This is a genomic window from Streptomyces sp. JH002, from assembly GCF_050916115.1.
GTDB classification, from domain to species: Bacteria; Actinomycetota; Actinomycetes; order Streptomycetales; family Streptomycetaceae; genus Streptomyces; species Streptomyces xiamenensis.
The window spans coordinates 3,030,215-3,054,051 of record NZ_CP087989.1 but is presented as its reverse complement, the minus strand read 5'-3'; the positions used below and the strand labels follow the sequence as shown (position 1 = coordinate 3,054,051).

Here is a 23,837-nt window from a genome sequence, read left to right as displayed (position 1 = left end):
CTGTCAGCTGACGGGGTCTTCCACGCTGCCCTCCGTCTCGGCGGCCGCGACCGGGGTCTTCACCGAGGTCAGCAGGAGCTGTGCGACGTCCACGACCTGCAGGTTCTCCTTCGCGGCGCCGCTCTCCTTCTTCCCGTTGACGGAGTCCGTCAGCATCACGAGACAGAAGGGGCAGGCGGTGGAGACGATGTCCGGGTTGAGGGAGAGTGCCTCGTCCACGCGTTCGTCGTTCACGCGCTTGCCGATGCGCTCCTCCATCCACATCCGGGCGCCGCCCGCGCCGCAGCAGAAGCCGCGTTCCTTGTGGCGGTGCATCTCCTCGTTGCGCAGCCCCGGCACCCGGCCGATGATCTCGCGCGGCGGGGTGTACACCTTGTTGTGCCGGCCCAGGTAGCACGGGTCGTGGTACGTGATCAGGCCCTCGACCGGGGTGACCGGCACCAGCCGGCCCTCGTCGATCAGGTGCTGGAGCAGCTGGGTGTGGTGGATGACCTCGTACCGGCCGCCCAGCTGCGGGTACTCGTTCGCCAGCGTGTTGAAGCAGTGCGGGCAGGTGGCCACGATGCGCTTGACGGGGATGGAGCCGAACGCCTCGTTGAGGGTCTCGACGTTCTGCCGGCCCAGCTGCTGGTACAGGAACTCGTTGCCGAGCCGCCGCGCCGAGTCGCCGGTGCAGGTCTCCTCGCCGCCCATGATCGCGAATTTCACCCCGGCGGTGTGCAGCAGCTCCGCGAACGCCTTCGTGGTCTTCTTCGCCCGGTCCTCCAGGGCGCCGGCGCAGCCCACCCAGTAGAGGTAGTCGACCTCGGTGAGGTCCTCGACGTCCTGGCCGACGACGGGTACCTCGAAGTCGACCTCCTTGGTCCACTCCAGGCGCTTCTTCTTCGCGAGCCCCCAGGGGTTGCCCTTGCGCTCCAGGTTCTTCAGCATCGTGCCGGCCTCGCTGGGGAACGCCGACTCGATCATCACCTGGTAGCGGCGCATGTCGACGATGTGGTCGACGTGCTCGATGTCCACCGGGCACTGCTCGACGCACGCGCCGCAGGTGGTGCAGGACCACAGCACGTCGGGGTCGATGACGCCCTGCTCCGCCTCGGTGCCGATGAGCGGGCGCTCCGGGGCCTCCTCGCCGGCCAGCAGGTACGGGGCCTTGGCGTGCGCGTGGTCGCGCAGCGACATCACCAGCAGCTTGGGGGAGAGCGGCTTGCCGGTGTTCCAGGCCGGGCACTGCGACTGGCAGCGGCCGCACTCGGTGCAGGTGGAGAAGTCCAGCAGGCCCTTCCAGGAGAAGTGCTCGACCTGCGAGACACCGAACTGGTCGTCCTCGCCCGGGTCCTCGAAGTCGATGGGCTTGCCGGCCGAGGTCATGGGCTGGAGCGCGCCCAGGGCCGTGCCGCCGTCGGCCTCGCGCTTGAACCAGATGTTGGGGAAGGCCAGGAAGCGGTGCCAGGCGACGCCCATGGAGGTGTTCAGGGCGACGGTGATGGCCCAGATCATCGAGACGCTGATCTTGATGAGGACGACCAGGTAGACGAGGGTCTGCAGGGTGCCGACGCTCAGCCCGTCGAAGAGGGCGACCAGCGGGTAGGAGACGAAGTACGCCGCGCCGTACCCGTCCACATGGTGCAGGGCGCCCTCCAGACCGCGCAGCAGCAGGATGGCGACGCCGATGGTGAGGATGACGTACTCGACGAAGTACGCCTGCCAGGCGGTCGACCCGGTGAAGCGCGATTTGCGGCCCGCCCGCGAGGGCAGGTTCAGCAGCCGGATGGCGATGAGGACGAGGATGCCGACGGTGGTGCCGGCGGCGAAGAACTCCGTCCACATCTCGAAGGGGGTGAAGCCGCCGATCACCGGCAGCAGCCAGTCGGCCTGGAAGAGCTGGCCGTACGCCTGGAGCAGGGTGGGCACCAGGGTGAGGAAGCCGAGGGCGACCAGCCAGTGGGCGACGCCGACGATGCCCCAGCGGTTCATCCGGGTGTGGCCGAGGAACTCCTTGACCAGGGTGAGGGTGCGCGCCCCGGGGTCGCCGGTGCGGGCGCCCTCGGGCACGGGTTGGCCCAGGCGCAGGAAGCGGACGATCTCCACGATCGCCCGGCTGAACAGCGCCACGGCGACAGCGGTGAGCACCAGCGAGACAACGATCGCGGCCAGTTGCATGTCAGCTCCTGTCGGTCTTACTGGGCGGTAACTTAACGGCTTCGTATGAGGGTACCCACTTCACCGGCCATCCTGGAAACATCTTGGAGGACAGTGATGACAAGCCGCCCCGACATTCAGGTGCGGCGGGTGTACGACCCGCCGGACAAACAGGACGGGACCCGGGTGCTGATCGACCGGGTCTGGCCGCGCGGGGTCACCAAGGCGGACGCGCACATCGACGAGTGGCCCAAGGAGATCACGCCCTCGACCGATCTGCGGCACTGGTTTCACGGGGAACACGCGTCGTACGCGGAGTTCCGCCGCCGCTATCTGGCCGAACTGAAAGCCCCCGAACGGGCCGATGAGCTCGAACGGCTGCGTGCCGAGGCGCGGACCCACACCGTCACCCTCGTGACCTCGGTCAGGGAGCCGGAACGCAGCCACGCGGCGGTGCTGGCGGAGCGGCTGCGGGGCCGCTGAGCCGGTGCGGGGGGTCGCCGCCCTGGGCCCATTCGAGGTGCGGTCCCCCGGGGGGCGTGGTGCGATGAGCCCATGATCGTGACCATCGTGGGTGCCGGCAGCATGGCCCGGGGCATCGCCACCCGGGCACTGGTCGGGGGGCACAGCGTACGGCTCATCGACCACTCCGCCGACAAGGCGCGTGCCCTGGCGGACGAGTTGCGCCAGAGCCACCCCACCGGCCATGTGCAGCCCTCGGACGCGATCGGCGTCGAGGACGCCGACATCGTCGTCCTGGCCGTGCCGCACCCGGTGGGCCGCGATCTGGTGAACGACTACGGCACCGCGCTCACCGGCTCGGTCGTCGTCGACATCTGCAACCCCGTCGACTTCACCACCTTCGACTCCCTCGTCACCGCGCCCGGGGTCTCCGCCGCCGAGGAGATCGCCGCCGAGGCGGCGCCCGGCGTCCCCGTCGTCAAAGCGTTCAACACCACCTTCGCCACCACCCTGGTGGCCGGTGAGGTGGCGGGACAGCGGCTGGACGTGTTCCTCGCGGGTGATGACGAGGGGGCCAAGGCAACGGTCGCCGAGCTCGTCTCCTCCGGCGGGCTGCGGCCCCTGGATGTCGGGCCGCTGCGCCGGGCGCGGGAGCTGGAGGGCTTCCAGTTCCTGCTCATGACGGTCCAGGACCGGCTCGGCTTCGACTGGGCCGGCGCACTCAAGATCATTTCCTAGGGGTGGCGTGAGGCAGATCCGGATCACCACAGCCGACGGGCCGCGCCGGCGCTGGGCGCTGGCCGCAGCCGTCCTGCCGCTCGCCCTCCTGGTGACCTGGGACGGGGTGCCGGGCGCCGGGGAGGTTGGGGGCGGCGGCGGGCAGCCGGACGGCGGCCCGGCCACCGCGCAGCGGGCCACCGCCCGCCCGGAGGGGATCATGACCCGCGAGGAGTGGGGGGGCGGACGAGGGCCTGCGCTCCGGGCCGACCACGTACACCGGCGCGGTGAAGGCGGTCTTCGTGCACCACACCGCGCACGACGACGTGTACGACTGCGCCGAGGTGCCCGAGATGCTGCGCGAGATGTACGGGTACCACGTCGGCCGGCGCGGCTGGGACGACCTCGGCTACAACTTCATGGTCGACCGGTGCGGCACGATCTACGAGGGCCGGGCCGGCGGCCTGGAGCGGGACGCGTACGGGGCGCACACCGAGGGCTTCAACAGCGACACGGTGGGTGTCGCCGTGCTGGGGACCTTCGACGACGCCCCGCCGCCGCAGGCGGTGCTGGACGCGATCGCGCGGGTCGCCGCCTGGAAGCTGCGGTCCGGGGTGGATCCGCGCGAGCACACGCAGCTGGTGTCCACGAATGACGACAGCCGTTTCGGGGAGGGGGAGGCGGTGGACGTCGAGGTGATCTCCGGGCACCGCGACACCTCGTACACGGACTGTCCGGGCGACTCTCTGCAGGAGGCACTGCCCGCCATCCGCGCGGAGGCCGCCCGGCTGCGGGCGGACGGGGCGGGAGCCGAACCCTCCGGGCCCCCTTGAGCGTAAGAATGGGATAAGAGTTGAGTCGGCCACGCTCAGGTCATTTGACGCCGGTGGCAGCCTGCGGCACTCTTGAGTCAGATTCACTCAACAGTGCTGGAGGAAACCGAAATGGCACGAGCGGTCGGCATCGACCTGGGCACGACGAACTCCGTCGTCAGTGTTCTCGAAGGCGGTGAGCCCACCGTCATCACCAACGCCGAGGGCGCCAGGACCACGCCGTCCGTCGTCGCCTTCGCCAAGAACGGTGAGGTGCTCGTCGGCGAGGTCGCCAAGCGCCAGGCAGTCACCAACGTGGACCGGACGATCCGCTCGGTCAAGCGCCACATGGGCACCGACTGGAAGGTGCACCTGGACGGCAAGGACTTCAACCCGCAGCAGATGTCCGCGTTCATCCTGCAGAAGCTGAAGCGGGACGCGGAGGCCTACCTGGGCGAGAAGGTCGCCGACGCGGTGATCACCGTCCCGGCGTACTTCAACGACCACGAGCGGCAGGCCACCAAGGAGGCCGGCGAGATCGCCGGCCTGAACGTGCTGCGGATCGTCAACGAGCCGACCGCCGCCGCCCTCGCCTACGGCCTGGAGAAGGACGACCAGACCATCCTGGTCTTCGACCTCGGTGGCGGTACGTTCGACGTCTCGCTGCTGGAGATCGGCGACGGCGTGGTCGAGGTGAAGGCCACCAACGGTGACAACCACCTCGGTGGTGACGACTGGGACCAGCGCGTCGTGGACCACCTGGTGCGCCAGTTCGCCGCCGCGCACGGCGTGGACCTCAGCAAGGACAAGATGGCCCTCCAGCGGCTGCGCGAGTCCGCCGAGAAGGCCAAGATCGAGCTGTCCTCGTCCACCGAGACCTCGATCAACCTGCCCTACATCACGGCGTCCGCCGAGGGCCCGCTGCACATGGACGAGAAGCTCACCCGGGCGCAGTTCCAGCAGCTGACCGCGGACCTGCTGGAGCGCTGCAAGACCCCGTTCCACAACGTCATCAAGGACGCCGGCATCCAGCTGTCCGAGATCGACCACGTGGTGCTCGTCGGCGGCTCCACCCGGATGCCCGCGGTCGCCGAGCTGGTGCGCGAGCTGACCGGTGGCAAGGACGCCAACAAGGGCGTCAACCCGGACGAGGTCGTCGCCATCGGCGCCAGCCTCCAGGCCGGTGTGCTCAAGGGTGAGGTCAAGGACGTCCTGCTGCTGGACGTCACCCCGCTGTCCCTCGGTATCGAGACCAAGGGCGGCATCATGACCAAGCTGATCGAGCGCAACACCACGATCCCGACCAAGCGCTCGGAGATCTTCACCACGGCCGAGGACAACCAGCCGTCCGTGCAGATCCAGGTCTACCAGGGCGAGCGCGAGATCGCCGCGTACAACAAGAAGCTCGGGATGTTCGAGCTGACCGGTCTGCCCCCGGCGCCGCGCGGCGTCCCGCAGATCGAGGTCACCTTCGACATCGACGCCAACGGCATCATGCACGTCTCCGCCAAGGACCTCGGTACCGGCAAGGAGCAGCGGATGACCGTCACCGGTGGCTCCGCGCTGCCGAAGGACGACATCGAGCGGATGATGCGCGACGCCGAGCAGTACGCGGACGAGGACCACCGCCGCCGCGAGGCCGCGGAGACCCGCAACCAGGCCGAGCAGCTCGTTTACACCACGGAGAACTTCCTCAAGGAGAACGCCGAGAAGGTTCCGGCCGAGGTGAAGACCGAGGTCGAGACCGCGGTCGCCGACCTCAAGGAGAAGCTGAAGGGCGAGGACACCGCGGCGATCCGCGAGGCGTCCGAGACCGTCGCCTCCACCAGCCAGAAGCTGGGCCAGGCGATGTACGCGGACGCGCAGGGCGCCCAGGCCGCCGGTCCCGGCGGCGAGGCGGGCGCGGGTGCGGCCGGCGGTGCCCAGGGCGGTGCGGCCTCCGGCGGTGCCGAGGACGACGTCGTCGACGCCGAGATCGTGGACGACGACAAGCCGAAGGGTGGTGCGGCGTGACCCAGGACCCGCAGGGCTTCGACAAGGAGCCCGAGGTCCCCGACGGCGATGCCGCGAACGCGGACGCCACCCCCGCCGAGCCGGAGAACCCGGACGGCGGGGGGGCTCCGGCCCCCGGTGACGGGGCGGCAGCCGGTGGTACGGGCGCGGGCCAGGGCGGCCAGGGCGGCGACGCCGGGCAGTCCTCGGTCGAGGTGGCGCTGACCGCGCAGCTCGACCAGACCCGCTCGGCGCTGAACGAACGCACCCAGGACCTGCAGCGGCTCCAGGCGGAGTTCCAGAACTACCGCCGCCGGGTGGAGCGGGACCGGATCGCCGTCAAGGAGATCGCGGTCGCCAATCTGCTCACCGAACTGCTGCCGGTACTGGACGACATCGGCCGCGCCCGGGACCACGGCGAGCTGGTCGGTGGCTTCAAGCAGGTGGCCGAGTCGCTGGAGACGGTGGCGGCCAAGATGGGTCTGATGCAGTTCGGCAAGGAGGGCGAGCCCTTCGACCCGATGATCCACGAGGCCCTCATGCACAGCTACTCGCCGGACGTCACCGAGACGACGTGCGTGCAGATCCTCCAGCCCGGGTATCGCATCGGCGAACGGACGATCCGCCCCGCGCGGGTCGGTGTCGCCGAGCCGCAGCCGGGCGCGCAGCCCGCGGCGGCGGGGGCCGACTCCGCGGCCGAGCAGCAGGAGGACAGTGCGTCGACGTCCGAGCCGGAGAACGGAACCGGCGGCGGCAAGAGTGATGCCGCCGCTCCGGACGAGGGCTGAGGCCGGGGGAATGCGGCTGCTGATCGGAATCGGCCTCACCGGGACGACCGGTGAGGCCGGACGGGCCGGGAAGGCCGGAGAGGAGGGATGCCGGGGATGAGCACCAAGGACTTCATCGAGAAGGACTACTACAAGGTCCTCGGCGTCCCGCGCGACGCCACCGAGGCGGAGATCAAGAAGGCGTACCGGAAGCTCGCCCGCGAGAACCATCCGGACGCCAACAAGGGTGACTCCCGCGCCGAGGAGCGGTTCAAGAACGTCTCCGAGGCGTACGACGTGCTCGGCGACGTGAAGCGCCGCAAGGAGTACGACGAGGCGCGCGCCCTCTTCGGCGGTGGCGGCTTCCGGCCCGGCCCCGGGGCGGGCGGCCAGCAGTTCAACTTCGACCTGGGTGACCTCTTCGGGGGCACCCAGGGCGGGCCGGGCGGCCCGGGCGGGCCCGGTGGCCCGGCCGGCGGCTTCGGTGGCGGCGGGGGCATCGGCGACGTCTTCGGCGGACTGTTCAACCGGGGCGGCGCGGGCACCCGTACGACCGCGCCGCGCCGTGGGCAGGACGTGGAGTCCGAGGTGACGCTGAGCTTCACCGAGGCGGTCTCGGGTGCCACCGTGCCGCTGCGGATGTCCTCCAGCGCGGCGTGCAAGGCGTGTTCGGGTACCGGCGACAAGAACGGCACGCCACGGGTGTGCCCGACGTGCGTCGGCACCGGCCAGGTCAGCAGGGGCGGCGGGGGCGGGTTCTCGCTCACCGATCCGTGCGTGGACTGCAAGGGCCGGGGCCTGATCGCCCAGGACCCGTGCTCCGTATGCCGGGGCAGCGGGCGGGCGACCAGCTCCCGCACCATGCAGGTCCGCATCCCGGCGGGCGTCGGCGACGGGCAGCGCATCCGGCTGCGCGGCAAGGGCGCCCCGGGCGAACGCGGCGGCCCGGCCGGTGATCTGTATGTCGTCGTCCATGTGGACGAACACCCCGTGTTCGGCCGCCGTGGTGACAATCTGACCATTACGGTGCCGGTGAGTTTCCCCGAGGCCGCCCTCGGGGGCGAGATCACCGTGCCGACTCTGGGCGGTCCGCCCGTCACGCTGAAGCTCCCGCCCGGCACCCCTGGCGGGCGCACCATGCGTGCCCGGGGCAAGGGCGCGGTGCGCAAGGACGGTTCGCTCGGCGATTTGCTGGTCACGATAGAAGTAGTGGTTCCGCGGGATCTGAACGAGGCGGCGCGCAAGGCCCTGGAGGAGTACCGGACGGCCGCCGGGGACGATGACCCTCGGGCAGCGCTGTTCGAGGCCGCGAAGGGAGAGTGACGAATGGACGGCTGGAACGCACCAGGATCCGGGCCCCGCTCACCAGGTGGAGGCCCCGGGCCGGGCCCCGGCCCGCTGACCGACGACACCCCCGTGTACGTCATCTCGGTCGCGGCCCAGCTGTCCGGACTTCACCCGCAGACCCTGCGCCAGTACGACCGGCTCGGTCTGGTCTGCCCCGACCGTACGGCCGGGCGCGGCCGCCGGTACTCCGCCCGTGACATCCAGATGCTGCGCGAGGTGCAGCGGCTGAGCCAGGACGAGGGCATCAACCTCGCCGGGATCAAGCGGATCATCGAGCTGGAGCATCAGGTGGCGGTGCTGCGCGCCCAGGCCGCCGAGATGCAGCAGGCGCTGGAGGGCGCGGCGCTGGCCATGCGGCAGCGCGAGGCCCAGGTGCACGCCTCCTACCGGCGGGACCTGGTGCCGTACCAGGACGTCACCCACCAGGGTGCCGTCGTGGTGTGGCGGCCCGACCGGCGCGGCTGAGCGGAACACGCGGACGAGGGGCCCGGTGCGGACGCGCCGGGCCCCTCGCCATGCGCTGCGCGGGGCGGCGCGGGACGACGAGGGGCCGGGGCCGGAAAAGCGGGGGGCCGGTGCGTGTCCGGGGACCTAGGCTCGTGCGCATGGCGTGGACGGCACCCGGACTGGATTCGGGCGGGGACGGGACACCTCTGCTCGCCCTGCACGGCAGCTTCGGGCGGGGGGCGGTCTTCGCGCGGCTCGCCGCCGATCTGGGCCCCGCCTTCCGGGTTCTCGCGCCCGACCAGCGCGGTCACGGTCACTGCCCGCCGCGCCCCGGCGGCTTCGGCGTCGAGCGGTTCACCGACGACGCGGAGCGGCTGCTGACGGAGCTGGTCCAGGGACGGGGCGGCCGGCCGGTCGCGGTGCTCGGCCACTCGCTGGGCGGGATCATCGCGTACCACCTCGCGGCCCGCCGGCCCGATCTGGTGTCCGCGCTGATCATCGAGGATGTCGGCCCGGTGATGCGGCGCCCGGAGATCGAGCGTCCCGTGCTGGACGTGCGCGGCTGGCCGGCCACCGCGCCCACCCGCGAGGCGCTCGCCGCCGCGATCGAGGCGGCCGGCGTACCGGATGCCGCGTACTTCATGGCCAGCGCCGTCCCGGACGAGGAACGCGGCGGCTGGCGGCTGCTGTTCGACTGGGACACGATGACGGAGGTGCAGGCGGGCGGAGTCGGGGACTGGTGGCCGCGATGGCTCGGCTCCCGCTGCCCGGCGCTGGTGCTGCGCGGCGGACACAGCACGCTGCTGCCCGCCACGCTGGCCCGGGAGATGACCGCCCGCCGCCCGGGGGCCCGGCTGCTGGAGTTCCCCGCCGCCGGGCACTGGATCCACGACGACGATCCGGTGGGCGTGGCGGAGGCCGTCCGCGGCTTCCTCACGGCGTGAACGGGTCGGGGCTCAGTCGAAGACCACGTCGCACCACTCCCGTTGCCACTCCTCCAGCCACTCGCGGGCGGGCCCGCAGTGTCCGCCGCCGTCCCGGTTCCGGTGGTGATCGTCGCGGCCGGGGGCGGGGGCGTGCTCATCCGTACCGGCGCCCTCCTCCGCGTCCTCCTCGCCGGCGGGCGCCGGTTCCGGTTCCGGTTCGGGTTCGGGTTCCGGCTCGGGCGGCGGGGGCGGTGCCGGGGTCGGCGAGGCGGGCGTGTGCCCCTCGTCGGGGGGTTCGGCGGCGACCGCCTCCGGCGTCCACGGCGCCACCTTCAGCGGGGTGTCCGGGCCGGGCGCCGTCCGTTCCCCCCGCGGGGCGGGCCCCGGATCCGGCGCCGCCTCGACGGCGGCACCACACCCGGCAACGGCTGACACCACGGCCACCGCGAGGGCGGCTCCCAGCGAACGCGAACGCATCCGCCGAGTATGGACCCCTCAACACGCCCGGTGCCAGCGGCTGTTCACCGGGAGGGCGCCAGGCGCGGCGGACGGCCGGTCAGACCGGCAGGGGCAGCCGTTTGGGCGCCAGCGTCGGGACCGCGGGCAGCACCAGGAACACCAGGAAGCCCGCGAACAGCCATCCCCCCAGCACATCCGTCGCCCAGTGCACCCCGAGGTACACCCGGCTCACCCCGACCGCCACCGTCCAGCACAGCAACAGCACCACGGCCGCCGTCCGCGCCGCGCCGCGCCGCACGGTGAGCAACAGCACCGTGCACAGCGTGAACCCGGCCAGCGCGGAGGTCGTGGTGTGCCCGGAGGGGAAGGACGCGCCGTTGGCGTGCATCACCCAGTCCACCGACGGCGGACGGGGCCGGTTGATGGCCTGCATCAGCCCGTACCGCAGCAACTGCCCCACCACCAGCGCCCCGACCCCGGCCAGCGCCCCGACGGCGATTCCGCCGGAGCGCCGCGCCGCCAGCGCGCCGGCCAGGGCCATCAGCAGGATCGGCACCACCCCGGTACCCGAATCGGTGATCGCTCTCATCACCTGGGTGAGCGCGGAGGAGCGGTGCTCCACGGCCCAGTTGGTCAGCGCGGTATCGATCCCGAACGGCTCGCGGCCGTGCACCAGCACGGCGACGGTCAGCAGCACGAACAACACACCTGAGACGGCGGCGGTCAGCAAAGAGCGGGCCATTGGGGCAGGTTAGGCCCCCTTCCGCCCCCGCCGCGCGTCACCGCGCGGACCAGCGCACGGTGACATCGCTCGCTTTGACGAAGCCGATCCGGTGCCCGACCTGTATCTGGTAGTACGTCTCGCCGCGCACCACCTGATGGCCGGCCGGGTCGAACGTCACCGCCCGGTAGTACTCGCTGGTCGTCCGCAGCCCCACCGCGTACGCCTGGTCCGCCGGCACCTCGTAACTCAGCGGGCTCACCGGCTGGTAGGGCACGTCCGGCGGATACGCGGACTCCTGGGGGTAGGCCCGCCCGTACACGGGGATGGTCTGCGCGCCCCGCTTGCCGGTGACGACCCAGCCCTGCGCGTCGAAGGCGGTCGGCGCCCCGGGCGGATTGTGGAACCACGCCTTCTGGCCCAGGTACCAGATCGCCGTCCACTCCCCGCGCCGCTCGGCGACCGCGAACCGCTGCCCCGCGGTGGCCCGCGCGCCGACATCGTTGACCCCGGTGGAGGACGCGCCGTCCCCGCCGGGATGGGTGCCGATGTCCCGGACCAGCGGGGCGCCGGCGTCCGGCTCGGTGTGCAGCCGCACCGCCGAGGAGCCGTGCGGCGCGCAGGCGGTGCCGTCGCAGTCGGTGTACACGGGAGAGTGACGGTCGTAGTCCGGGGCGATGGTCACCAGTCCGCCGCGCGGCCCGGCGGTGGGGTGCAGCGGGGCGCCCAGCAGCTCGAAGTAGTGCGACCAGTCCCAGTAGGGGCCGGGATCGGTGTGCATGCCGGGCACGTTGGCGGTCACGGTGCCCTGGACGTTGTCGTGCCCCAGGATGTGCTGCCGGTCCAGCGGAATGTCGTAGGCGCGGGCCAGATGGCGCACCAGGCGGGCCGAGGTGCGGTACATCGCCTCCGTGTACCAGGCGTCCGGGTCGGTCAGGAAGCCCTCGTGCTCCAGGCCGATCGACTTGGCGTTGACGTACCAGTTCCCGGCGTGCCAGCCGACATCCTTGGTCGGCACGTGCTGGGCGATGTGGCCGTCGGCCGAGCGCAGGCTGTAGTGCCAGGAGACATAGGCCGGGTCGGCGACCAGCGAGAGGGTGCGCTCCCAGGTGGCCTCGGTGTCATGGATGACGATGTAGTCGATCGACTGGGAGCGCGGCCGGTCGGCCTTGTCGTGGTTGCCGTAGCCGCCCTCCTCGTCCAGTTCCTCGTACGGCGCGGGCAGCCAGGCGCAGGAGACGGTGCGCGGGCACTCCACGCGGGGGTCGCGCGGCGGGTCGGGCAGCCCCAGCGCCGCGGTCTGTGCCCTGTCCGGGGTGACGGGGGTGGCGGGCAGGACCACCCGCTGCCCCTCGGGGGTGGTGCGGGCGGCGCCCTCGCGCAGGACCGTGTAGACCTCGTCGGCGAAGACCTCGGCGGCCTCCCGGGTGTCGGCGCCCGACCAGGCGGCGACCGCCCCGTACCAGTCGGCGGGGTCGGGGCTCGGCGGCAGCCCCAGGGCGCGCTGATGCTCCGCCAGCAGGGCGGCGCCGCCCGCGACGTTGGCCGCGTCCCGCGCGCGCAGTTCGTCCGGGTCGAGGCCGGTGAGCGTGGCGGCCCGCACCAGGGTCTGCGGGGTGCGGGCGTCGTCCCCGCGCGGGTCCGGCTCTCCGGCGAGCGCGGTGGCGGCGTCGGTCAGATGCATCGGTCCGTACCCGCCGGTGACGCTGGGGGCGCCGCCGTGGCCCTCCCAGCGGGAGGAGAGGTAGGAGACCGCGAGGAGTACGGGCTCGGGGACCCCGGACTCCCGCGCGGCGGCGCCGAAGGCCGCCTGCAGGGCCCGGTCGTCGTCCGCCGCGACGGCGCCCGGGGAAACGGGCCCGGCGAGTAGCAGTGGCAGCGTGAGGGCCACGGCGGTGCAGGCGGTGCTGAGGCGGGTGATGCCCGGGGGGCGTCGTCGCATGGCAGGCTCCTTCTGCTGCGCGTCGGGTACAGGGGTAGTGGCTGTGCATGTCCGCGTCAATGCGGGGGTGCGACAGGGGTGTTGCCGTCATCGGTCCACACCGGTGAAGACGGGCCGAGCGCCCCTCTCCGTTGCCGGTCCGTGATCTTTTCACTCGATCGAATGACGGAGCTGGACAGCGCCCGCACGCCGGCAGGACCGTTCCCGCATGGACCTCCCCCGCCGCCTGCTGTCCACCCTCACCGCGGGCGCCCTCACCGTCACCGTCCAGGGCGCCGCCGCGCCCGCCGCGCTCGCCGCCGATCCCTGGGCGGACGGTGCGCCCGGCACGGTCGGCAAGATCATCTGGGAGCTGGACGACACCGGCCGTCTCGGAGTCTGCTCCGGCGCCATCGTGGACGCGCCGGGCGGCAGCGTCATCGCCACCGCCGCGCACTGCGTCAGCTCGCCCGAGCGGCCGCAGCCGCCCGCCGAGGTGTGGTTCGTGCCCGGGTACGACCACGGCCTGAGTACCTATCAGCGCGACGGCTGGCGGGTGCTCGCCTTCCACACCCCGCAGCAGTGGCAGCCGGAGCCGGGCGGGGACATCGCCGGCCTCCTGCCCCACGACTACGCCTTGCTGACGGTCGAGGAGAAGGAAGGGCGCACCATCCAGCAGACGCACGGCGCGAACACCCTGGCGTTCGCGCCGGTGCCGGACGGCAAGGACGTGGACGCCCTCGGCTATCCGGCGGCCGCCCCGTACGACGGGGAGTCGCTGCGCGCCTGTTCGGGGGCCACGCGGGTGCTGGACGGCCCGGACGCGCCCGCGGCGAATGTGGGCGGGCTGCTGCTGGAGGACTGCGACCTCACCGAGGGTGCCAGTGGCGGGCCCTGGCTCCAGGACTACGACCCCGCGACCGGCAGCGGCACGCTGGTGGCCGTGATGTCGGCCGGCACCGGCACCGGCCGCGTGGTGGGCCGGCCCTTCCCCGAGGAGGCGCGTGAGCTGCTGGCCCGGGCGGCGTCGGCCGACGCGTCCTAGCGTGGCGCGGGAACGCCGTGCACGGCCGCGTACTCGGCGGCCAGCCAGGGGGCCTGCTCCTCGATGAGGAAGCGCAGCACGGCCGGATCGGCGCAGGGCTGTCGGCCGATGACCGCGGCACGGCGCACCTGCGCGGCCCGTCGCGGGTAGTAGCGGCCGAAGATCTCCGTGGAGGCCGCGAGGTCGCTGGTCCAGCCGCCCCAGCGCGGCATCACCAGGGTGAACGCGGTGCGCACCAGCCGCCGCGCGACACGGCGGCTCAGCGCCCGGCGCTCGGCGTCCGTACGCGCCCCGGCCGCCTCGGCACGCCAGCGGGGGATCGTGCGGGCGAGGTCGCCGTTGGTCTCGCGGGCGAGGAGCGAGGTGGGGCGGTAGCGGGGCAGCCCGGCGGCGAGGTCGGGGCCCAGCAGCGGGGTGCACAGGCAGGCGAGGAAGAACCCGGCGTCGTACCGGACGTGCTCGGCCAGCAGCGCGCGGCGGCTGTCGAGCAGCACGCCGGCCCCGTCGATCTGCGGGAACGCCGCGTCGAGCGCGGACTCCAGGGCCCTGGCGTCCGCCCGGTCTTTGGGGGTGGGCTCGTGGTGCAGGGCGAGCTGGAGGTCGAGGTCGGAGATCCCGGGTACGGCGGTGCCGCGCGGGATACTGCCGTACAGGTACGCGCTGTGCAGCCGGGAGCCGCCGAAGACCTCACCGATTCGCTCCCGGGCCGCCGCGACCACGGGCCGGAACGGCTCCGCCACCCGCGCCAGGGAGCCCTCCCGCGCGATGGTCCCGTCCGGGTTCAGCCCTCGCTCGTCCATGTGGCGACTATCCCGGTACGGCGCCCGTCCGGCGAGCGGTTATCCGGCGCCGGGGTCACATGAGGTCGGCCGTCTCCAGTTCGAACCCGAACGGCTCGGGCAGAAGCAGGGCCTTTCCATAGACGACGGAGAGGACCGTGCGGTAGTCGTTCATGCCCGGTTCGCTGTGCAGGGTGACGGTCTCCAGCTCCCGGTCGAACAGCAGGTAGTGCGGGATCTGTGCCCTCGCGTACGAGCGCCGCTTCTGAGTGCGGTCGCGCTCGGCCCTGCTGCTGGTCACCTCTGCCACCATCGCCACGCCGCCGCACGGCATCCAGGAGGGGGCGTCACGGAAGAGGCGTTTCTCGCGCGGGGCGAAGGTGACGTCCGGGATCACATGGTCCCTGGGCAGCGGTCCCAGCTTGGGGAGCGACAGTCCCTTGTGGCCCGAGACGTCCATGTCCACGGCGGAGTGACGCAGCACCTGCCTGATGAGTGTGCTGATGTGGTCCTCGTGGTTGCCTTCCGGGGCCGGCGACACGACGATTTCTCCCTCGATCAGTTCCGCCCTGATCCCGTCCGGGGTCTCCAGGGCCAGAAATGTCTCCAGGAGGACGTCCGCCTGTGTCGTCATGGGCTCGTGTGCCATAACCGTCATGGTGCACCTCCTTTGCTTTCCGGGCCAGCATCGGCCGTGGACGGCACCGGATGCCAGGCAGAACGATCTTCTTCATTCAAAAGAGGACAACCGGAAAAGACGTTGACCAGGTGCATCGGAGCCTTGAGTGGAGTACGCTCAACTTATCGCACGTTCCATGAGGCAATCCGGAGGAGTAACGCGACGTGAGTGCCGAGCTGACCAACAGGAGCCGGGAAGCGATCAGTGGTGCCAATGACCGGGCACTCACCGAAGGCCACAGTGACATCACCCCGGCGCATCTGCTGCTCGCCCTCCTGGAGGGGCAGGACAACGAGAACATCCGCGATCTGCTGGCCTCCGTCGGCGCCGACGCCGCCGCGCTGCGGGCCGGGGCCGAGCGGCTGCTCGGGGCGCTGCCCACCGTGCAGGGCAGCACCGTCAGCCGTCCGCAGCCCAACCGCGAGCTGATGGCGGTGCTCGCCGACGCCGGGCGGCGGGCCACCGACCTCGGGGACACGTTCGTCTCCACCGAGCACCTCCTCATCGGGATCGCCGACCGGGGCGGCAAGGCCGGCGAGCCGCTGGACGCCAAGGCGCTCGCCGACGCGTTCCAGCGCTCCCGCGGGGCCCAGCGCGTCACCACCGCCGACCCCGAGAACACGTACAAGGCCCTGGAGAAGTACGGCACCGACTTCACCGCCGCCGCCCGCGAGGGCAAGCTGGACCCCGTCATCGGCCGCGACCACGAGATCCGCCGCGTCGTCCAGGTCCTCTCCCGCCGCACCAAGAACAACCCGGTCCTCATCGGCGAGCCCGGCGTCGGCAAGACCGCCGTCGTCGAAGGGCTGGCCCAGCGCATGGTCAAGGGCGACGTCCCCGAGTCCCTGCGGAACAAGCGCCTGGTCTCCCTCGACCTCGGCGCCATGGTGGCCGGCGCCAAGTACCGGGGCGAGTTCGAGGAGCGGCTGAAGGCCGTCCTCGCCGAGATCAAGTCCTCCGACGGCCAGATCGTCACCTTCATCGACGAACTGCACACCGTCGTCGGCGCCGGGGCCGGCGGTGACTCCGCCATGGACGCCGGCAACATGCTCAAGCCCATGCTCGCCCGCGGCGAACTGCGCATGGTCGGCGCCACCACCCTCGACGAGTACCGCGAGCGCATCGAGAAGGACGCCGCCCTCGAACGCCGCTTCCAGCAGGTCCTGGTCGCCGAGCCCACCGTCGAGGACTCCATCGCCATCCTGCGCGGCCTCAAGGGACGGTACGAGGCGCACCACAAGGTGCAGATCGCCGACGCCGCGCTGGTCGCCGCCGCCACCCTCTCCGACCGCTACATCACCTCCCGTTTCCTGCCCGACAAGGCCATCGACCTCGTCGACGAGGCCGCCTCGCGGCTGCGCATGGAGATCGACTCCTCCCCGGTGGAGATCGACGAACTCCAGCGCTCGGTGGACCGGCTGCGCATGGAGGAGCTGGCCCTGGCCAACGAGTCCGACGCCACCTCCAAGGAGCGCCTGGCCCGGCTGCGCCGCGAGCTCGCCGACCGCGAGGAGGAGCTGCGCGGCCTCACCGCCCGCTGGGAGAAGGAGAAGCAGGGCCTGAACCGCGTCGGTGAGCTCAAGGAGCGCCTCGACGAGACACGCGGCCAGGCCGAGCGCGCCCAGCGCGACGGCGACTTCGAGACGGCCTCCAAGCTCCTGTACGCCGAGATCCCCGCCCTGGAGCGGGAACTCGCCGACGCCGCCGAGGCCGAGCAGGAGACCGCCGCCCGCGCCACCATGGTCAAGGAGGAGGTCGGCCCGGACGACATCGCCGACGTCGTCTCCTCCTGGACCGGCATCCCGGCCGGCCGCCTGCTGGAGGGCGAGACCGAGAAGCTGCTGCGGATGGAGGAGGAGCTGGGCCGCCGCCTCATCGGCCAGACCGACGCCGTACGGGCCGTCTCGGACGCCGTGCGCCGCTCCCGCGCCGGGGTCGCCGATCCCGACCGCCCCACCGGCTCCTTCCTCTTCCTGGGCCCCACCGGCGTCGGCAAGACCGAGCTGGCCAAGGCCCTGGCGGACTTCCTCTTCGACGACGAACGCGCCATGGTCCGCATCGACATGAGCGAGTACAGCGAGAAGCACTCGGTGGCCCGCCTGGTCGGGGCGCCCCCCGGCTACGTGGGGTACGAGGAGGGCGGCCAGCTGACCGAGGCGGTGCGCCGCCGCCCGTACACCGTGGTGCTGCTCGACGAGGTGGAGAAGGCGCACCACGAGGTGTTCGACATCCTGCTCCAGGTGCTGGACGACGGGCGGCTGACCGACGGTCAGGGCCGTACGGTCGACTTCCGCAACACCATCCTCATCCTCACCTCCAACCTCGGCAGCCAGCACCTCATGGACCCGCTGGCCAAGCCGCACGAGCGGCGCGAGCAGGTGCTGGCCGCGGTGCGGGCCGCCTTCCGCCCCGAGTTCCTGAACCGGCTGGACGACCTGGTCGTCTTCAGCGCCCTGGACCTCTCCGAGCTGGGCCGGATCGCGCGGCTGCAGATCGACTCGCTCCAGCGCCGGCTCGCCGACCGCCGCCTCACCCTGGAGGTCACCGAGCCCGCGCTGCACTGGCTGGCCGAGGAGGGCCTGGATCCGGCGTACGGCGCCCGTCCGCTGCGCCGGCTGGTCCAGACGGCGATCGGCGATCAGCTGGCGCGCCGCATCCTGTCCGGGGAGGTCCGGGACGGGGACACCGTGCGGGTCGAGCCGTCCACGGAGGGCGGCGGGCTGCTGGTGTCGGCGGTTCCGGCCGGATGAGGTGATCTTTCCCGTCCCGTACTGCTTGCCAGAACGGGGCGGGGATGAGCGAGGATGGCAGTGTCTCCTTATACCGAGGAAAGGGACCCATCCCGTGTCTGTCGATCCCTCCGCGATTCCGAACTTCGGCGGCGAACCGGAGAAGCCGGAGAACAAGACCCCTGGTCAGGGCGGAGCGAAGAAGCCGACCGGACCGATCATGCCCAACCAGGACCTGATCAAGCAGCTCCTGGAGCGGATGAAGCTGAAGTACGTGACGGACAAGGAGGGCGACCTGGTCGCCCCCTGGGAGAAGTTCCGCACGTACTTCATGTTCCGCGGGGAGAAGCAGCAGCGGATTCTTTCGGTGCGCACCTTCTACGACCGGCCGCACAGCATCGAGGACAAGGGCCGGCTGCTGGAGACCATCGACGACTGGAACCGCCGCACGCTGTGGCCCAAGGTCTACACGCACACCAATGACGACGGCACGGTCCGGCTCATCGGTGAGTCGCAGCTGCTGATCGGCCTGGGTGTGGCGCCCGACCACTTCGTCAACACGACGGTCAGCTGGATCCGGGCCTCGATCGAGTTCGACAAGTGGCTGGTGGAGACTCTGGGTCTGGAGCAGGACGCCGAGTCCGGCGACAGCGAGGGCGAGGGCGACGCCGGCAACGGCAGCGACGCGGACAACGGCACCGACAACGGTGGCGAGACGCGGAAGGGCGGCGACGACGCGTGATCGTCGCGTTCTCGGTCACCCCCATCGGCGCCGGTGAGGACGTCGGCGAGGCCGTCGCCGACGCCGTCCGCGTGGTCCGCGAGAGCGGGCTGCCGCACCGCACCGACGCCATGTTCACCAGCGTCGAGGGCGAGTGGGACGAGGTCATGGACGTCGTCAAACGCGCCACCGAGGCCGTCCAGGCGCACGCCGGGCGGGTCAGCCTGGTGCTGAAGGCCGATCTGCGCGAGGGCGTCACCGACGGCCTGCACAGCAAGGTCGCCACCGTCGAGCGCATCCTCGGCGAGGGCTGAGGACCGGCACACACACGGAACGGCGGGCCCCGGGATGATCCCCGGGGCCCGCCGTCACGCGTTCGGGCCCGACCCCCGCGCTCACACCACCGCGGTGTTCTCCTCGGCGAAGTGGCACGCCACCGGATGCCCGCTGCCGCGGTCCTTCAGCTCCGGCTCCTCGGTGGCGCAGATGTCCTGCGCCTTCCAGCAGCGGGTACGGAAGCGGCAGCCGCTCGGCGGGTCCAGCGGGCTCGGCACGTCACCGGTGAGCACCGTACGGCGCCGCTGCCGCTCCTTCTTCGGGTCCGCCAGCGGGGCCGCCGACAGCAGCGCCTGCGTGTACGGGTGCGAGGGCCGCTCGTACACCTCGGAGCGCTCGCCGGTCTCCACCACCTTGCCCAGGTACATCACCGCGACCCGGTCGGAGATGTGCCGCACCACTGACAGGTCGTGCGCGATGAAGACGTACGCGACGCCGAGCCGGTCCTGGATGTCCTCCAGCAGGTTGACGACACCGGCCTGCACCGACACGTCCAGCGCTGACACCGGCTCGTCCAGCACCAGCAGCTTCGGGGACAGCGCCAGCGCCCGCGCGATGCCGATGCGCTGCCGCTGACCGCCGGAGAACTCGTGCGGATAGCGGTTGCCGTGCTCGGGGCTCAGCCCCACCAGCCGCAGCAGCTCCGCGACCCGGTCCTTGCCGCCGTCCCGCCACTGCCCCTGCACCTTCAGCGGCTCGGCGATGATGTCGTTCACCGGCAGCTTGGGGTTGAGCGAGGCGTACGGGTCCTGGAAGACCATGCCGGTCTCGCGCTGCACCGGGCGCAGCTGGGAGGGCTTGAGCCCGGTGATCTCCTTGCCGTTGAACTTCACCGAGCCCGAGGTCGGCTTGATCAGCTGGAGCACGGCGCGCCCGGTCGTCGACTTGCCGCAGCCCGACTCGCCGACCACGCCGAGGGTTTCGCCGGTGCCGACGCTGAAGGACACGCCGCTGACGGCCTGCACCTGTCCGGTGACACGGCGGATCAGCCCGCCGCCGCGCACCGGGAAGTTCACCACCAGGTCCTCGACCCGCAGCAGTTCCTCGCGGGGCTCGGTGGCCGCCTTCTCGGGGGTCTTCGACAGATCCGTGGTTTCCGTGGTCGTCATCGTCACCCCTCCTCGCTCTCAGTGGTGTCGGTGTCCGTGTCCGTGTCGTCGCGGAAGAACGCCGTGGGGTCCGCCGCCTCGGCCAGCTTGTCGCTGTGGTGGCAGGCCGACCGGTGGCCCTCGCCGACCTCCGTGAGCGCGGGCTCGGTGGCCGTGCACTCGTCCGTCGCCAGCGGGCACCGCGGCGCGAACGGGCAGCCGGGGGGCAGGTGGATCAGCGACGGCGGCGTGCCGACGATGGGCCGCAGCCGGTCCTCGCGGTCCCCGTCCAGCGACGGGATGGAGCCCAGCAGACCGGCCGTGTACGGCATCCGGGGCTCGTAGAACACCTGGTCCGTGCCGCCGATCTCCACCGGCTTGCCCGCGTACATCACCAGAGTGCGGTGCGCCATGCCGGCGATCACCCCGAGGTCGTGGGTGATCATCAGGATCGCCGCGTTGACCGCGTCCTTGACCTCAAGGAGCTTTTCGAGGATCTGCGCCTGGACGGTGACGTCGAGCGCCGTGGTGGGCTCGTCCGCGATGATGACGTCGGGGTCGTTGATGATCGCCATCGCGATCATCACCCGCTGCCGCATACCGCCGGAGAACTCGTGCGGGTACGCGCCCAGCCGCTTCCCGGCCTGCGGGATGCCGACCAGGTCGAGCATGTTCCTGGCCCGGGCCATCGCCTCCTTGCGCGGCACGAGGTGGTGCGCCAGGACGGCCTCGGCGAGCTGGTCGCCGATGGAGCGGACCGGGTTGAGCGAGGTCATCGGGTCCTGGAAGATCATGGCGATCTTCTTGCCGCGCAGCGCCCGCTGTTCCTTGGGGCGCATGGTCAGCATCTCCTGGCCCCGGTAGCGGATGGAGCCCTTGATGCGGGCGGACTTGGGCAGCAGGCCCATGACCGCCATCGAGGAGACCGACTTGCCGGATCCGGATTCGCCGACGATGCCCAGCACTTCGCGGGCGTGCAGGGTGTAGTCGACGCCGCGCACGGCGCGTACCACGCCGTCGTCGGTGGGGAACTCGACGGTCAGGTTGCTGACTTCGAGGATGGCCTCGTCGGTCGGCGGCTTGGCGTCGGCGAGGCTGAGCGCCTCGTGGACGTCCTCGGCCGCCTCGGTCACCGCGGGGACGGGGGCGGGGGGTTGAATCGCAGACATCAGTCACGCACCCGGTTCTGTCGGGGATCGAAGGCGTCACGCAGACCGTCGCCGATGAAGTTCACCGACAGGGCGATCAGGATGATGAACACACCGGGCCAGTAGAAGAGCCACGGGCGGGTGCCGAGCGCCGTCTGGTAGTCGCTGATCAGCCGGCCGAGCGAGGTGTCCGGCGGCTGCACGCCCAGGCCGACGAAGGACAGGCCGGTCTCCAGCAGCACCGCCGAGGCGATCGCCAGCGTCACCGAGACGATGATGATGCCGATGGTGTTGGGCAGGATGTGCTTGAAGATGATCCGCTTGGAGGAGGTGCCCACCGAGCGGGCGGCCTCCACGAACTCCTTCTCGCGCAGCGACAGCACCTCGCCGCGCACCAGGCGGGCGGTCTGCATCCAGGTCACCAGACCCAGGAAGACGCCGAACAGCACGATGCCCTTGCCCGCGATCATGGTGCCGATCAGGCCGGCGATCAGCAGGGTGGGGACGGCGATCAGCACATCGCTGGTCCGCATCAGGCTGGACTCGGTCCAGCCGCGGAAGTAGCCGGCGGCGGCACCGATGACCGTACCGACGAAGGTGGCGATCAGACCGACCAGCAGGGCGATCACCAGGGAGACCTGGGCGCCGCGCATGGTGAGGGCGAAGTAGTCACGGCCAATGTTGTCCTGGCCGAAGGGGTGTTCGCCGAGGTGGAATCCGCCGCCGCCGAGGAAACCGGGGATCACGGACAGGGTCGGCCGGCCGCCGTTGAGCGCGGTGCCGGTGGTGGTGGGGTCCTTGTCCCACCAGCCGGGTATCGGCCCGGCGCCGATGGAGGTCACCGCGAGACCCACCACCAGGACGAACAGCACCAGGCCGATCATGGCGCCCTTGTGCCGGAAGAACCGGCGGCGGACCAGCTGGCCCTGGCTGCGGGCCACGATGTTCATGCCCTGGGCGTCGGCGGCCGTCTTCTGGTCCGGTCCCGGCTCCGCTGTCTGCGCTGCGCGCTTCGTGTCCGTCATGTCTATCTCCTTCAGGACAGCCGGATACGGGGGTCGAGGACGGCGTAGGCGATGTCCGCGATCATGTTGAAGAGGACGATCGCACCACCGGAGACCAGGAAGAACGCCATGATGGGCATCGGGTCACCCTGCTGGATGCCCTCCAGCAGCATGGTGCCCATGGCCCGCCAGCCGAAGACCTTCTCGGTGATGACCGCGCCGCCCAGCACCGTACCGATGTCGAGGGCCACCAAGGTGGTGATGGGGATCAGGCCGTTGCGCAGCACATGGCGGGTGATCACGGCGCGCTCGCTCAGGCCCTTGGCCCGTGCGGTGCGGACGTAGTCCTGGTTCATGACCTCCAGCATGCTGGCGCGGGTGTAACGGGAGTAGGTGGCCAGCGAGATCAGCACCAGGGCCAGGCTGGGCAGCGCCAGGTGGCCGAACGAGTCGAGGCCGCTCTCCCAGAAGGTGCCCTCGTAGTTGGGGGTGCTGGCGCCGATGGTGGAGACGGGGCGGCCGTTCACCGAGTCGCTGTAGGAGGCGAAGGACTGGAGCATCCGGTCCAGGAAGATGACCGCGCCGGTGAACAGACCGGTGAAGATGGCGGCCGGGATGGCGTTGGCGCGGTAGAGCGGGCCGCCCAGGAAGTGGCCGATGCCGTAGCCGATGCCGGCCGTCAGCAGGGCGAGCAGCACCAGCGTCCCCAGGCTGGGGTCCTCCAGCACCGGGCCGAAGGCGAAATAGGCGACGATGCCCAGGCCGGCGGATATCAGCGCCGCCTTCAGCGGGGGCGCCCACTCCAGGCCGCTGACCAGCGTGGTGAAGCCGATGGCGCCGCCGAGGGCGGTGAGGGCCACCACGATGGGGCCCAGGCCCGGGTCGGTGAACCAGCTGGTGGCGGAGAGCACCGAGAGCAGCACCGCCATGCCGACGGCGGTGGTGCCGAAGACGGTGAGGCGGGTACGGCGGTCGCCGACGACGAGGCCGCCGGCCGCCAGTGCGGTGAGCAGGGTGATGCCGGCGATGAACGGCACCGAGATGACGGGGTCGGCCAGCCAGTCGTTGAAGTCGATCGCCATGAACTCCTTGAGGAGGGTGGCGACCCAGAAGACCGGCAGCGAGAAGCAGATGAAGGCCACGAAGGTGACCGACTGGTCCAGGGCGCTGTATTGGCGCAGCGCGGAGATGACGCCGATGGCGATGCCGATGACGATGGCGATCACGGTGGCGCCCACGACGAGCTGAAGGGTCGCGCTCACGGCCGCGTCCAGCATCGCGTTGACGCTCAGCCCCTGCCGGTTGACGCCGAGATCACCCTGGATGGCGTCTCTGAGCCACATGAAGTATCTGACGATGAAGGGTTCGTCCAGATGCATGCGTTCGGTGATGACGGCGATGGCGTTTTCGCGCGTGTTGTCCGGCAGCTGGCGCGCGTCGGCGAGCGGGTCCTTGACCTTGGTGGCCAGGAAGAAGATCACGATCGTGGCGGTGATGAACACCCAGATCGAGACAAACAGCCGCCGCACGATGAAGACGAGCATGGCGCTGACTCCTGAAGGTGCGAGTGGTGTGGGAGGTGAAAGGACTGAAGGTGA

At 71.2% G+C, this 23,837-nt stretch carries 22 protein-coding genes; 12 read left to right on the top strand and 10 right to left on the bottom strand.

Going from position 1 to position 23,837, the window contains the following annotated elements; translation table 11 throughout:
• Positions 1-3: 3 nt before the first annotated feature.
• Entirely contained in the window at positions 4-2,160 is a 2,157-nt protein-coding gene (locus H7827_RS13820; protein ID WP_030733005.1) for a (Fe-S)-binding protein, read from the bottom strand.
• A 96-nt stretch (positions 2,161-2,256) separates the two neighbouring features.
• Here H7827_RS13820 and H7827_RS13815 point away from each other — a divergent pair, with 96 nt between their 5' ends.
• From H7827_RS13815 to H7827_RS13780, 8 genes are all read left to right on the top strand, one after another.
• Positions 2,257-2,622: a DUF488 domain-containing protein gene (locus tag H7827_RS13815; RefSeq protein WP_386536755.1), complete on the top strand. Its 366-nt coding sequence runs from the start codon at positions 2,257-2,259 to the stop codon at positions 2,620-2,622.
• A gap of 72 nt (positions 2,623-2,694) precedes the next feature.
• Positions 2,695-3,339 (top strand): NADPH-dependent F420 reductase, encoded by a 645-nt coding sequence (locus H7827_RS13810; RefSeq protein WP_432745385.1) that lies wholly within the window; start codon positions 2,695-2,697, stop codon positions 3,337-3,339.
• A gap of 266 nt (positions 3,340-3,605) precedes the next feature.
• Positions 3,606-4,151 (top strand): peptidoglycan recognition protein family protein, encoded by a 546-nt coding sequence (locus H7827_RS13805; RefSeq protein ID WP_432745383.1) that lies wholly within the window; start codon positions 3,606-3,608, stop codon positions 4,149-4,151.
• Positions 4,152-4,262: 111 nt separating this feature from the next.
• Complete coding sequence (gene dnaK / locus H7827_RS13800) at positions 4,263-6,143, top strand: molecular chaperone DnaK (protein ID WP_030733014.1); 1,881 nt, start codon at positions 4,263-4,265, stop codon at positions 6,141-6,143.
• Positions 6,140-6,910: a nucleotide exchange factor GrpE gene (gene grpE, locus H7827_RS13795; protein WP_386536764.1), complete on the top strand. Its 771-nt coding sequence runs from the start codon at positions 6,140-6,142 to the stop codon at positions 6,908-6,910. Before dnaK ends, grpE begins: the two co-directional genes overlap by 4 nt.
• 96 nt (positions 6,911-7,006) lie before the next feature.
• Entirely contained in the window at positions 7,007-8,212 is a 1,206-nt protein-coding gene (gene dnaJ / locus H7827_RS13790; protein WP_030733021.1) for a molecular chaperone DnaJ, read from the top strand.
• 3 nt (positions 8,213-8,215) lie between these two features.
• On the top strand, positions 8,216-8,701 hold the full coding sequence (locus H7827_RS13785; protein WP_386536767.1) for a heat shock protein transcriptional repressor HspR: 486 nt from the start codon (positions 8,216-8,218) through the stop codon (positions 8,699-8,701).
• 140 nt (positions 8,702-8,841) lie between these two features.
• On the top strand, positions 8,842-9,627 hold the full coding sequence (locus tag H7827_RS13780; RefSeq protein WP_432745379.1) for an alpha/beta fold hydrolase: 786 nt from the start codon (positions 8,842-8,844) through the stop codon (positions 9,625-9,627).
• Between the two features lie 12 nt (positions 9,628-9,639).
• Here the strand turns inward: H7827_RS13780 and H7827_RS13775 are convergent, their stop codons facing one another.
• The 3 genes from H7827_RS13775 to H7827_RS13765 form a co-directional block, all read right to left on the bottom strand.
• Complete coding sequence (locus tag H7827_RS13775; protein WP_432745377.1) at positions 9,640-10,086, bottom strand: hypothetical protein; 447 nt, start codon at positions 10,084-10,086, stop codon at positions 9,640-9,642.
• A gap of 79 nt (positions 10,087-10,165) precedes the next feature.
• The gene (locus tag H7827_RS13770) at positions 10,166-10,810 is read right to left on the bottom strand and encodes a phosphatase PAP2 family protein (RefSeq protein ID WP_386536774.1); all 645 of its coding nucleotides are present in this window, start codon (positions 10,808-10,810) and stop codon (positions 10,166-10,168) included.
• Positions 10,811-10,847: 37 nt separating this feature from the next.
• Complete coding sequence (locus H7827_RS13765; protein ID WP_432745375.1) at positions 10,848-12,731, bottom strand: N-acetylmuramoyl-L-alanine amidase; 1,884 nt, start codon at positions 12,729-12,731, stop codon at positions 10,848-10,850.
• A 208-nt stretch (positions 12,732-12,939) separates the two neighbouring features.
• On the opposite strand from H7827_RS13765, the gene H7827_RS13760 reads away from it, so the two are divergent.
• Positions 12,940-13,755: a trypsin-like serine peptidase gene (locus H7827_RS13760; protein ID WP_432745373.1), complete on the top strand. Its 816-nt coding sequence runs from the start codon at positions 12,940-12,942 to the stop codon at positions 13,753-13,755.
• Here H7827_RS13760 and H7827_RS13755 read toward each other — a convergent pair.
• On the bottom strand, positions 13,752-14,555 hold the full coding sequence (locus H7827_RS13755; RefSeq protein ID WP_432745371.1) for a nucleotidyltransferase: 804 nt from the start codon (positions 14,553-14,555) through the stop codon (positions 13,752-13,754). The two genes, H7827_RS13760 and H7827_RS13755, sit on opposite strands and share 4 nt — an antisense overlap.
• A 55-nt stretch (positions 14,556-14,610) precedes the next feature.
• Positions 14,611-15,192: a Uma2 family endonuclease gene (locus tag H7827_RS13750; protein ID WP_432745369.1), complete on the bottom strand. Its 582-nt coding sequence runs from the start codon at positions 15,190-15,192 to the stop codon at positions 14,611-14,613.
• 185 nt (positions 15,193-15,377) lie between these two features.
• Here H7827_RS13750 and clpB point away from each other — a divergent pair, with 185 nt between their 5' ends.
• From clpB to H7827_RS13735, 3 genes are all read left to right on the top strand, one after another.
• Positions 15,378-17,963: an ATP-dependent chaperone ClpB gene (gene clpB, locus H7827_RS13745; protein WP_432745367.1), complete on the top strand. Its 2,586-nt coding sequence runs from the start codon at positions 15,378-15,380 to the stop codon at positions 17,961-17,963.
• Positions 17,964-18,057: 94 nt separating this feature from the next.
• A complete protein-coding gene (locus H7827_RS13740) occupies positions 18,058-18,684 on the top strand; it encodes a YbjN domain-containing protein (protein WP_432745365.1) in 627 nt (208 codons plus the stop codon).
• Positions 18,681-18,977, top strand: a complete 297-nt coding sequence (locus H7827_RS13735) for an MTH1187 family thiamine-binding protein (protein WP_030733044.1) — start codon at positions 18,681-18,683, stop codon at positions 18,975-18,977. The genes H7827_RS13740 and H7827_RS13735 overlap by 4 nt, the downstream gene beginning before the upstream one ends.
• 81 nt (positions 18,978-19,058) lie before the next feature.
• On the opposite strand, the gene H7827_RS13730 is transcribed toward H7827_RS13735, so the two are convergent.
• The 4 genes from H7827_RS13730 to H7827_RS13715 are packed head-to-tail and all read right to left on the bottom strand — an operon-like array spanning position 19,059 to position 23,783.
• Positions 19,059-20,108: an ABC transporter ATP-binding protein gene (locus tag H7827_RS13730; RefSeq protein WP_432745363.1), complete on the bottom strand. Its 1,050-nt coding sequence runs from the start codon at positions 20,106-20,108 to the stop codon at positions 19,059-19,061.
• 2 nt (positions 20,109-20,110) lie between these two features.
• Positions 20,111-21,256, bottom strand: coding sequence for an ABC transporter ATP-binding protein (locus tag H7827_RS13725; RefSeq protein WP_432745361.1), 1,146 nt, complete (start codon positions 21,254-21,256; stop codon positions 20,111-20,113).
• Positions 21,256-22,260, bottom strand: a complete 1,005-nt coding sequence (locus H7827_RS13720) for an ABC transporter permease (protein ID WP_432745359.1) — start codon at positions 22,258-22,260, stop codon at positions 21,256-21,258. The genes H7827_RS13725 and H7827_RS13720 overlap by 1 nt, the downstream gene beginning before the upstream one ends.
• A gap of 11 nt (positions 22,261-22,271) precedes the next feature.
• A complete protein-coding gene (locus tag H7827_RS13715) occupies positions 22,272-23,783 on the bottom strand; it encodes an ABC transporter permease (RefSeq protein ID WP_432745357.1) in 1,512 nt (503 codons plus the stop codon).
• Between the last annotated feature and the right edge of the window lie 54 nt (positions 23,784-23,837).